Origin of the sequence: Agreia sp. Leaf283 (genome assembly GCF_001422485.1) — a bacterium.
Classification (GTDB): Bacteria; Actinomycetota; Actinomycetes; order Actinomycetales; family Microbacteriaceae; genus Agreia.
In genome coordinates this window covers 290,047-301,202 of sequence record NZ_LMNF01000003.1, presented here as the reverse complement: position 1 = coordinate 301,202, position 11,156 = coordinate 290,047, and the positions used below count along the sequence as shown (strand labels likewise).

General features: G+C 67.9%; 6 protein-coding genes. 3 read left to right on the top strand and 3 right to left on the bottom strand.

The features are described from left to right. Nucleotides 1-11: 11 nt before the first annotated feature. Nucleotides 12-2,579 (bottom strand): alpha-glucan family phosphorylase, encoded by a 2,568-nt coding sequence (gene glgP, locus ASF51_RS15065; RefSeq protein ID WP_055931605.1) that lies wholly within the window; start codon nucleotides 2,577-2,579, stop codon nucleotides 12-14. Between the two features lie 171 nt (nucleotides 2,580-2,750). On the opposite strand from glgP, the gene ASF51_RS15060 reads away from it, so the two are divergent. Both ASF51_RS15060 and glgB read left to right on the top strand, forming a co-directional pair. Beyond that, nucleotides 2,751-4,832 carry a maltotransferase domain-containing protein gene (locus tag ASF51_RS15060; RefSeq protein ID WP_082480109.1) on the top strand — a complete coding sequence of 694 codons (2,082 nt, stop codon included), beginning with the start codon at nucleotides 2,751-2,753 and terminating at the stop codon, nucleotides 4,830-4,832. Continuing rightward, nucleotides 4,832-7,045 carry a 1,4-alpha-glucan branching protein GlgB gene (glgB, locus tag ASF51_RS15055; protein WP_055931602.1) on the top strand — a complete coding sequence of 738 codons (2,214 nt, stop codon included), beginning with the start codon at nucleotides 4,832-4,834 and terminating at the stop codon, nucleotides 7,043-7,045. The genes ASF51_RS15060 and glgB overlap by 1 nt, the downstream gene beginning before the upstream one ends. Nucleotides 7,046-7,138: 93 nt before the next feature. Here the strand turns inward: glgB and ASF51_RS15050 are convergent, their stop codons facing one another. Beyond that, nucleotides 7,139-8,101 carry a tetratricopeptide repeat protein gene (locus ASF51_RS15050; protein WP_055931599.1) on the bottom strand — a complete coding sequence of 321 codons (963 nt, stop codon included), beginning with the start codon at nucleotides 8,099-8,101 and terminating at the stop codon, nucleotides 7,139-7,141. Then, nucleotides 8,098-9,936, bottom strand: coding sequence for a hypothetical protein (locus ASF51_RS15045; RefSeq protein WP_055931596.1), 1,839 nt, complete (start codon nucleotides 9,934-9,936; stop codon nucleotides 8,098-8,100). Before ASF51_RS15045 ends, ASF51_RS15050 begins: the two co-directional genes overlap by 4 nt. 163 nt (nucleotides 9,937-10,099) lie before the next feature. On the opposite strand from ASF51_RS15045, the gene ASF51_RS15040 reads away from it, so the two are divergent. Further along, the gene (locus ASF51_RS15040; protein ID WP_055931594.1) at nucleotides 10,100-11,152 is read left to right on the top strand and encodes an AI-2E family transporter; all 1,053 of its coding nucleotides are present in this window, start codon (nucleotides 10,100-10,102) and stop codon (nucleotides 11,150-11,152) included. Nucleotides 11,153-11,156 lie beyond the last annotated feature (4 nt).

Sequence of the window (11,156 nt, the reverse complement as noted above, 5' to 3'; positions counted from 1 at the left end):
AGGGCACGGCGTCAGTGCGCGGTCGCGATGAGGCCCAGCTCGGCGGCCGACGCCAAGTGCGCGTGCTTGGGCACGACGCGCACCGTGTAGCCGAACGCTCCGGCCCTCGACAGAGGCAGCGTGCCTTCGAAGAGAACGACGCCCGAGGCATCCGCCCCCGCCGCCGGCGACGGCGACAACGAGAACGTGGCGGTGTCGCGCAGTTCGTCGCCCGATCCGGCCTGCCCGTAGACGACCTCGACCGCCACGTCGTCGGGACTGACACGATCGAGCTGCACCTGGGCGCGCAGGTGCAGCGAGTCGCCGACCTGCGGGGTGTCGTCGAGGCCGCCTGACTCGACGTGCACGACCTGCACCTTCGGCCAGTGCGCGGTCATGCGCTCGGCGAACGCCGACAGCTCACGAGCCGCCTCGTGGTCCCTGACCGACATGACCCTCTCGGCAGCGGCGGCCTTCGTGTAGAGGCGCTCGGTGTACTCCCGAACCATGCGCTCGGCCGACAGGCTCGGGCTCAGCGTCGAGAGCGTGTGCCGCACCGAGGCCAGCCAGCGCTCGGGGATGCCGTCGGCATTGCGGTCGTAGAAGCGGGTCGCGACCTGGTGCTCCATGAGGTCGTAGAGGGCGCCGGCCTCGATGGCGTCGCGCTCCTCCGGCGTGCTGGCGCCGTCGGCCGTCGGAATCGCCCAGCCGTTCTCGCCGTCGTAGTACTCGTTCCACCATCCGTCGAGGATCGACAGGTTGAGTCCGCCGTTGAGCGCGGCCTTCATTCCGGATGTTCCGCACGCCTCGAGCGGGCGCAGCGGGTTGTTCAGCCACACGTCGGTGCCCGGGTAGAGCAGCTGCGCCATGCCGATGTCGTAGTTCGGCAGGAAGACGATGCGGTGACGCACCTCGGGGTCTGACGCGAACTGCACGAGCTTCTGGATGAGCCGCTTGCCCTCCTCGTCGGCCGGATGCGACTTGCCGGCGATCACCAGCTGGATGGGGCGCTGCGGGTTGAGCAGGATCGACTTGAGTCGCGCGGGGTCGTGCAGCATCAGGGTGAGGCGCTTGTAGGTCGGCACCCGCCTGGCGAATCCGATGGTGAGCACGGTGGGGTCGAGCAGGGTCTGGTACCAGGCCGGAGCGATCGAGCCCGGGTTCTGCTGCTCGAACGCCTCGGTCACGCGGCGACGCGCGTCGTGCACGAGCTGGCGACGCATGTCGCCGCGCACGGCCCAGAGGTCGCTGTCGCTGACGTCGGCGCTGTTCCAGTCGGCGTGGGTCGTGTCGGAGGTGCCGAGCTTCGAGCTCGCGAGTTCCTGCAGCAGCGGATCGGTCCACGTGGCGGCGTGCACGCCGTTCGTCACCGAGGTGATCGGCACGTCGTCGACGTCGAATCCCTTCCAGAGTCCCTGGAACATGCCGCGGCTCACGGCGCCGTGCAGCTCGGACACGCCGTTCGCCCGCTGCGCGAGGCGCAGGCCCATGACGGCCATGTTGAACACGTCGGGCGATCCGCCGTCGTAGTCCTCGGCTCCCAGGTGCAGGATGTCGTCGACGCTGAGGCCGGGCAGCAGGTCGCCGCCGAAGTACCGCTCGATGAGAGTGCGCTCGAAGCGATCGATGCCCGCGGGAACAGGGGTGTGCGTCGTGAAGACGGTGCCGGCGCGCACGACCTGCAGCGCCGCGTCGAAAGAGAGTCCGTCTCCGATGAGGCGCGAGATGCGCTCGAGGCCCTGGAAGCCGGCGTGCCCCTCGTTGGCGTGGAAGACCTCGGGCTCCGGCACATCCCGAAGCTCGGCCGCCAGTTTGAGCGCCCGCACTCCGCCGATGCCGAGGAGAAGCTCCTGCAGCAGGCGGTGCTCGCCGCCGCCGCCGTAGAGGCGGTCGGTGATGCCGCGCAGGTCTTCTGCGTTCTCGGGGATGTCGGTGTCGAGCAGCAGCAGGCGCACTCGGCCGACCTGGGCCTGCCAGATGCGGGCGAAGAGGGCACGACCGTCGGGCAGGGCGAGCGCGATGTGGGCCGCCGAGCCGTCGGCGAGTCTGAGCACAGTGAGGGGCAGGCCGTCGGGGTCGAGCACCGGGTAGCTCTCCTGCTGCCAGCCGTCGCGCGAGATGGCCTGGCTGAAGTAGCCGGCGCGATAGAACAGCCCGACTCCCGTGAGCGGCACGCCCAGGTCGCTCGCGGCCTTCAGGTGGTCTCCGGCAAGGATTCCGAGTCCGCCGGAGTACTGCGGGAGCGCGGCGGCGATGCCGAACTCGGCAGAGAAGTAGGCGATGCTGTGCGGCTTCTCACCCTCGAGCTGCTGGTACCAGCGGGGCTCGGACAGATAGCGGTTCAGGTCGTCGCGCAGGCTGTTCGCCCAGGCGACGAATCCCTCGTCGTGCGACAGCTCCTCGAGACGCTCGGGGCTGACGGCGCCGAGGAGTGCGATCGGGTCGCATCCGGTCTGCTGCCAGTCGTCGGGCGAGATGCGGGAGAACAGCGCTCGGGTGGGCTCGTGCCACGACCAGCGAAGATTGGATGCCAGCTCGCCGACGGCACCGAGACGCTCGGGCAGCACGGAACGGACGGTGAATCTCCTGATCGCCTTCACGAAAAAGTCTCCATACCGGCGCGCCACCGCCACTCGTCTCGCGCCCCGCGGTGGACACCGTGGGCCAGGCGTTGCCCAGCCTAGGACAGCGGCGCTCAGCCCGCATAAACGACCGGGAACCGTTTCCATAATCCCCCGCGAACGTTTGGCCTTTCTTGGTACGGTCGAACCGTGGCAAAGACGCAAGCATCCAAGCAGCCGACCCTCTCCGACTCCGGACTCGGGCGCATCCCGATCCTCGACATCTTCCCCAGCGTTCCCGGCCAACGATGGCTTCCCAAGGCCTTCGCCGGCGAGGTCGTGCCCTTCGGCGCCGTGGTGTTCCGCGAGGGCCACGACGCCGTCGGAGCACGCGTCGAGGTGGCCGGCCCTTCCGGGCAGCGCAGCGAAAGACTGCTCCTCCCCCTCGAGCCGGGCACCGACAGATATGGCGCCCTCGAGCAGCTCGGCGAGGAGGGCCTGTGGCGATTCCGCATCCGCGCCTACTCCGACGACTTCGCCACCTGGCAGCACACGGCGTCGATCAAACTCCCCGCGGGCCTCGACGTCGACGTGACCCTGGCGATCGGCCGCGAGCTCTTCGAGGCGGGCCGGGTGGATGCGACGCGTCCCGACGCGCAGCGCGTGCTGTTCGGCAAGGTGGCCAACACCCTCGGCGACTCCTCGATCGACCCCGTCGAGCGTCTCGCCGCGGCGACGAGCCCGGCCGTGCTCGACGCCATCGCGGAGCGCCCCTTCGAGAGCCTCACGACCTTCTCCGAGTGGCGGGACATCACCGTCGAGCGTGAGCGCGCAGGCTCGGGATCCTGGTACGAGTTCTTCCCCCGGTCGATCGGAGCGAAGAAGAACCCCGACGGAAGCTGGACGAGCGGCACGTTCCGCACGGCGGCCAAGCGCCTGCCCGAGGTGGCGGCCATGGGGTTCGACGTGCTCTACATGCCGCCCATCCACCCGATCGGTCGCTCGTTCCGCAAGGGCCCCAACAACTCGCTGGATGCTGGCCCGAACGACCCCGGGTCGCCCTGGGCCATCGGCGGCCCGGCCGGCGGACACGACGCCATCCACCCCGACCTCGGAACCGTCGCCGATTTCGGCTACTTCCTGAAGCAGGCGGCCAAGGCCGGTCTCGAGGTCGCGCTCGACTTCGCCCTCCAGGCCTCCCCCGACCACCCGTGGGTCACCGAGCATCCCGAGTGGTTCACCACCCTGCCCGACGGATCGATCGCCTACGCCGAGAACCCGCCGAAGAAGTATCAGGACATCTACCCGATCAACTTCGACAACGATCCGAAGGGCATCCGGCGCGAGACGCTGCGTCTGCTGCGCTACTGGATCAAGCTCGGCGTGCGCATCTTCCGGGTCGACAACCCGCACACCAAGCCGCTCGACTTCTGGGAGTACGTGATCCACACGATCAACGCCGAGTTCCCCGAGGTCGTCTTCCTCGCCGAGGCGTTCACTCGGCCGGCCATCATGCAGGGCCTGGCCAAGGTGGGCTACCAGCAGTCGTACACCTACTTCACGTGGCGCAACACGAAAGAGGAGCTCGAGGAGTTCCTCACCGGTCTGGCGCACGAGACCGACGCGTTCTTCCGGCCCAACCTCTGGGTCAACACCCCGGACATCCTCACGCAGTACCTGCAGTTCGGCGGGCGGGCGGCCTACAAGATCCGCGCCGCGATCGCGGCAACGGCCGCGCCCACATGGGCCATGTACTCGGGATACGAGCTCATCGAGAACGTCGCCCGCCCGGGCGCCGAAGAGAACCTCGACAACGAGAAGTACGAGTACCGCCCCCGCGACTTCGCCCTGGCCGAGCAGACCGGCCAGTCGATCGCGCCGTACGTCACGAGGCTCAACGAGATCCGGCGCGAGCACCCCGCGCTGCGGCAGCTGCGCAACCTCGAGCTGCACTGGAGCGACGACGACGCGATCCTCGTGTACTCGAAGTACATCGCCGCCGAGTTCAGCAGCACGGGTCGACCCGACGCCATCCTCGTCGTGGCCAACGTCGATCCCCACTCGGTGCGCGAGACCAGCGTGCACTTCGACGTCTCGAAGTTCGGCCTGCCGGGTGTCGAGCAGTTCCGGGTCACCGACCTCATCACCGGGGCGTCCTGGATCTGGGGCGTGAGCCACAACTTCGTGCGGCTCGACGCGTTCACCGAGCCCGTACACATTCTTCACGTGGAGCCGGTCGATGGGACCTGGCCCGAAACGCACCCGAGCGGTGCAGACAAGGCGGCTCACTGATGTCCACTCTCGACGGAGCCGGCGTGCTCTCTATTCCCGACGTGGCCGGCGACATTCTCGACAAGGTCGCGGCCGGCTCGTACTACGACCCGCACAGCGTTCTCGGGCAGCACCCCATCGAGGGTGCGGGCGCCGATGGTGTCACCGTCATCCGCACCCTGCGGCCCCTCGCCAAATCGGTGGTCGCGGTGCTGGCATCCGGCGCACGAACCGAGCTCACCCACCTGCACGGTGGCATCTGGCAGGGGTACACCCTCACCGGCCCCAGCGACTACACGATCGAGGCCCGCTACGACGACGACACGGTCTGGGCCAGCGATGACCCCTACCGGTTCTCCCCCACTCTCGGCGACGTCGACATCCACCTCATCGGCGAAGGCCGGCACGAGCGCCTGTGGGACGTGCTGGGCGCCCACTACCGCTCGTGGCACGGCGTCGCCGACGAGGTCGCGGGCACCTCGTTCGCGGTGTGGGCACCGCACGCCCAGGCCGTGCGCGTCATCGGCGACTTCAACTCGTGGGACGGCCTGAAGCACTCGCTGCGCAGCCTCGGCAGCTCTGGCGTGTGGGAGCTCTTCGTGCCCGGCCTCGAGCCCGGCAGCACGTACAAGTTCGAGATCCTCTCGCAGTCGGGCGAGTGGGTCAGGCGCGCAGACCCGATGGCCCGCTACACCGAGATCCCGCCGCTCACCGCGTCGGTCATCGGCCAGTCGGCCCACACTTGGGGCGACGACGAATGGATGTCGCGGCGCGCGTCGAGCGATCCCCATTCCGGTCCCATGAGCGTCTACGAGATGCATGTCGGATCCTGGCGCCCCGGGCTCTCCTACCGCGAGCTCGCCGACCAGCTGATCGACTACATGCAGGAGCTCGGCTTCACCCACGTGGAGTTCATGCCCCTCGCGGAGCACCCGTTCGGCGGATCGTGGGGCTACCAGGTCACGTCGTACTACGCGCCCACCTCGCGGTTCGGCCACCCCGACGACCTGCGCTACCTCATCGACCGTCTGCACCAGGCCGGCATCGGCGTGCTCGTCGACTGGGTTCCCGGACACTTTCCGAAAGACGAGTTCGCGCTGGCCAACTTCGACGGGCAGCCGTTGTACGAGCATCCGGACCCGCGCCGGGGCGAGCAGCCCGACTGGGGCACCCTCGTGTTCAACTTCGGCGACTCGCAGGTGCGCAACTTCCTCGTTGCGAACGCGCTCTACTGGCTCGAGCAGTTCCACGTCGACGGCCTGAGGGTCGACGCCGTGGCGAGCATGCTCTACCTCGACTACTCCCGCAAGGAGGGCGAGTGGCTGCCCAACCAGTACGGCGGGCGCGAGAACCTCGAGGCCATCAGCTTTTTGCAGGAGGCGACGGCGACGGCCTACAAGCTCTATCCCGGCGTCATCATGATCGCCGAGGAGTCCACCAGCTGGCCCGGTGTCACGCACGCCACGAACCAGGGCGGGCTCGGCTTCGGGCTCAAGTGGAACATGGGCTGGATGCACGATTCGCTGCAGTACATGGAGACCGATCCGCTGTATCGCTCCTACCACCACGGCGAGATCACGTTCTCGTTCGTCTACGCCTTCAGCGAGAACTTCATCCTTCCGATCAGCCACGACGAGGTCGTTCACGGCAAGGGCTCGCTGCTGAACAAGATGCCCGGCGACCACTGGCAGAAGCTCGCGAACCTCCGCTCCTACCTCGCGTTCATGTGGGCCCATCCCGGCAAGCAGCTGCTGTTCATGGGCCAGGAGTTCGGCCAGCCGTCGGAGTGGTCCGAGGAGCGCGGACTCGACTGGTGGATCCTCGACCAGCCCGTGCACCGCGCCCTGCTGGGGCTCGTCGCACAGCTCAACCGGGTCTACGCCGACAACCCGGCGCTCTGGCAGCGCGACCACGACTCCTCGGGCTTCGAGTTCATCGACGGCGGCTCGTCGAACCAGAACCTGGTGTCGTTCCTGCGCTGGGACGACGAGGGCAACCCGATCGCGGTTCTCATGAACTTCTCGGGCGCTCCGGTCGGCCCCTACCGAGTGGGGCTGCCGTTCGCGGGAACCTGGGACGAGTTGATCAACACCGACGCCGTGGAGTACGGCGGATCGGGCGTCGGCAACTTCGGCGCCGTCGAGGCGGAGGACGTTCCCTGGTCGGGACGCCCGGCGTCTGTCGAGCTGACGCTGCCTCCCCTGGCGGCGCTGTACCTCAAGCCGCGCAGGTAGAAGCGCGCCGTTCCCTGAGCCTCGCCTGCGGGCCCCTTCGACATCGTTCCCTGAGCTTGTCGAAGGGGCCCTTCGCCAAGCTCAGGGAACGATCTAGTAGAGAAGTCCTGTAAGGCGGGCGCGGGCCTTGACCACGCGGGGGTCGTCGATTCCCACGACCTCGAACAGCTCGATCAGGCGGGCCCGAACCGTGTTCTTGCCGGCCTGGTCGAGCGTCGGGAACAGGGTGAGCAGGCGGTCGAATGCGTCCTCCACGTGGCCTCCCGACAGGTCGAGGTCGGCGACGAGCAGCTGCGGCTCGAGCTCGCCCGGACGCGCGGCGGCGTCGTTGCGGATCTCGGCCTGGGTCTTGTCTTTCAGACGAGCCAGCAGGCTCACCTGAGCGAGCCCGGCGACGGCGAGGCTGTCGCGGGGATCCTGTTTGATGGCCGTCTCGTATTCGCGGATGGCCTCGTCGAAGTCTCCGCGGGCGATGGCGTCGTAGGCCTCGGCGTGGTGCGGCGGCAACGGGGCCTCCACGGGCTCAGCGGGGGCGCTGTCGGATGCGTCGTCGGCCACGGCGACGCCCGTGACGCCCTGCTGCACGGCGAGCTCGAGCACCTGCTCGATGACGTCGCGCACCTGGTCGGCCGGGTGCACGCCGGCGAAGAGGCCGATCGGCCTGCCGCCCACAACGGCGGCGACCGTGGGCAGCGTCTGGGCCTGGAACGCCTGCGACAGCTGCGGGTTGGCATCGGCCTCGACCCTGACGAGCACGAACCGACCCTCGTACTCCGCGGTGAGCGCCCGCAGGATCGTGTCGAGCTGGGTGCTCGGCTCGTTGTAGGAGGCGCCGACGACCACGATCACGGGAACGGTGTTCGACAGCTCGATGAATGCGCTGAAGGCGGCGTCGGTGCCCTCGATGACGAGACTCGGCAGCGAGACAGGTGCCCCCGGGGTCGCGGTCGCACCTGCGGCCTGCGGGGCCGGCGCGCCCGGCGCCGGGCGATTGACGAGCGAGGAGAGGTCGACGGCGCCGCGCAGGCTTGCTGCGGACGGGGGAACTGAACTCATGGAAGCTCCTTGGCTTGAACGAGGCCCTGGGTGAATCCGAGCAGTGTCGGCTTGCCCGTCTCACCCGCGGACGGAATGTAGAACAGCAACTGGTAGTCGTAGGTGGACTCGACACCCTTGCCCGTGGCACCGAGGCCGGACAGTGCCTTGACCGCGCCCTCGGGGGTGATCGTCGCGCCCGTCTGCGTGGGTTTCACGACCTCCGACTCCCTCAGGTTGAATGACAGGATCGCGCCCGAGTCGTTCGTCGCCAGGGCGATTCCATCGGAGATGGCCGGCACCTTCGAGAACTCGATCGTCGCGGTTCCGGTCTCTTCGATCTTGGCCTTCTTGGCCGCCTTGTAGTCGGAGCCGACGCTCGTGAGCAGGGTGTCGCCCTCGGTGTCGATGAGACCGTACGACGGGCTGGCAGAGCCCTGCGCGAGGATGTCGGCGTATGCCTCCTCGACGGCGTCGGGGGTCATCGACAGCAGCTTCGAATCGGGCGCCAGGCGCGCGGCGCCGACAGTCGCCGCCGAGACGGGCGGGAGCGTGGTGTCGGGCTCGAGCGAGATCGCATATTCGACCTTGTAGTTGGCCCGGGCCGACTCCTGCACCAGGGTGACCGCGAGCGGGGCCACGGTCTTGTCCTCGTTCTCGACGATGGTGAAGACCGTCTTCGGCCACACCGTGCTCGCCTGCGGAAGCACCACCGAGGCACTCCCCGAGGGGATGGCCGTGGGCAATACGTACTCGGGCAGCGCCGCGTGGATGGCGTAGGAGGCCTTGCGGAGTTCGAGGGCGGGGCCGGTGAAGCGCGCGTCAAGGGCTGTGCTGTCGAAGGCGGCATTCGCGGCGCTCTCGACCGCGATGACCCGCTCGATGATGGTCTTCACCTGCTGCTCGGTGACAGCCGGAAGCACGGCCTCCGTGGCGGGCTCAGTCGACGTCGGTGTCGGTGTCGGCGTCTCGGTCTGCATGTTCGAGGGTTCGCTCGTCGGATCCGTATCCGAATCGACCGTGGGGGTCGGACGGGGTGTGGGAGTGACCGTGCTGGCCGACGCCGTCAGCGGCGTTCCCGCCCCCAGGGCGGCGATGAGCAGCACGGGCACGATCGCGGTCATCGACCGGGTAATCGCCTTGCGTCGTTTCGACATTCCAGACTCGATCGCGTTGGTTCGTGCGGGAGAGAAGCGCCGGCGCGGCGTTCCGGTGGGCGGCTTGCGTCGTGGCCCCTGCTGTCTGCGCATGTGCCACAGCCCCCAGAGGAGGAGGGCGAGACCGATGAGGAGCACGAATGCGCCGGCCAGCAGAAGCGGTACGGCCCAGGGCGTGGAGTTGTCGATCGGCCAGGAGACGGTGATGCTGGACGGCGCAGCGTCGGTGCCGTTCGAGGCGATGATCGCCGAGTATCCGGCGGGAACATTGATGGTGCGTGTCAGAGATTTGTCGCCCGTGTACTGCTCGAGCCAGAGATCGCTGCCAGCCGGATCGGCCGAGCCGCTCGCGACGTTCTCGGCGCCCGCCGGGTCGGCGGCCACGATCGCCTCGGTCAACTCGCCGGAGTCGGCGTCGACCTCGAGCTGGGCGTAGCTGGAGCCGTTGAGCCAGGCCTCGACGTCGGCGTCGCGGCCATAGGCGATGAAGACGGAGGAGTCACCGGCGAGCGACACCGTCTGCGAACCGGGGTTCGCGCGGAGCGTGTCGGAATCGAGCAGCACGTAGGCCTCGTCGGTGGCACCCGCAGTCGCCGCACTCACGCTCCCCGGGGGCAGGAGGAAGGTGCGTTGGGCAACACCGACACCGATGAGGGCCGTCGCAACGACGAAGGCGATGATCGCGAATACAAAGCGCACAGATTACTCCAGACAAAGACATTAAAAGATAGCCGATGAACCCTGACGCCGCACTCAGGGTACGCCCAGTGCGGGCGCGGCGGCATTCGTCGGTACCGGGCAGTCGATAGAATTCGGGGCAGTTCGACCGGCGACATCCGACAGCTCTGGGCAGGCAGATTCCGTGAAGATCCACAACGCGTTCACCCTGGGACTCGTCGGCACGCTGGGGGTGGGCGTCGGCATCCTCATCCTCACCTCGATCGCGTCGCTCGCCACGATCCTCACCTATATCGGCGCGGCGATCTTCATCGCGTTGGGCCTCGACCCGGTCGTCTCCTGGTTCGAGAAGAGAAGACTCCCCCGCTGGCTCGCCATCATCGTCGTCTTCATCGCGGTGGCGGGTATCGTCGCCGGACTCGTCTTCGCCGTCGTCCCGATCATCGTCGACCAGCTCGGCCAGCTGTTCGACATCGTTCCCGTGCTGGTCGACCGGGCGCAGCAGGGCACCTGGGTGGCCGATCTGTCGAACCAGCTCGGCGGCTTCGATGTGCAGGCCGTCATCGACCAGGTCACCAAGTACCTCACCGACGTCGGCAACTACTCGATCATCGCCAGCGGAGCCCTGGCGGTGGGCGCCAGCATCGCCAACGGCGTGTTCGGCACGATCATCGTGCTCATCCTCACCCTGTACTTCACGGCGTCGCTCAACTCGATCAAGCGTTCGCTCTACTGTCTCGTGCCCGCGTCGCGACGCGCTCGCTTCGCCGATCTCAGCGAACAGGTGACCGACGCCGTCGGTCGCTACGTCGTGGGCCAGCTGTCGCTGGGTGCGATCAACTTCCTCCTGAGCTACATCTTCCTGTCGATCATCCAGGCACCCTTCCCCGCCGTGCTCGCCTTCCTCGCCGGCATGCTCTCCCTCATCCCGCTCGTCGGAACGCTCTCGGGGTCGATCATCATCGCGCTGGTCTGCCTGATCCCCGGGCTGGGCTCCCTGCCCACCTTCATCGCCGCGGCGATCTACTATCTGATCTACATGCAGGTCGAGGCCTACCTGCTGAGCCCGAACATCATGAACAGGGCTGTCTCGGTTCCCGGAGCCGTCGTAGTCATCGCGGCCCTCGCGGGCGGCACGCTGCTCGGAATCCTGGGGGCGCTCATCGCCATCCCCGTCGCAGCATCGCTGCTGCTCATCATCAAACAGGTGGTCATACCCATTCAGAACGAGCGCTGAGCGA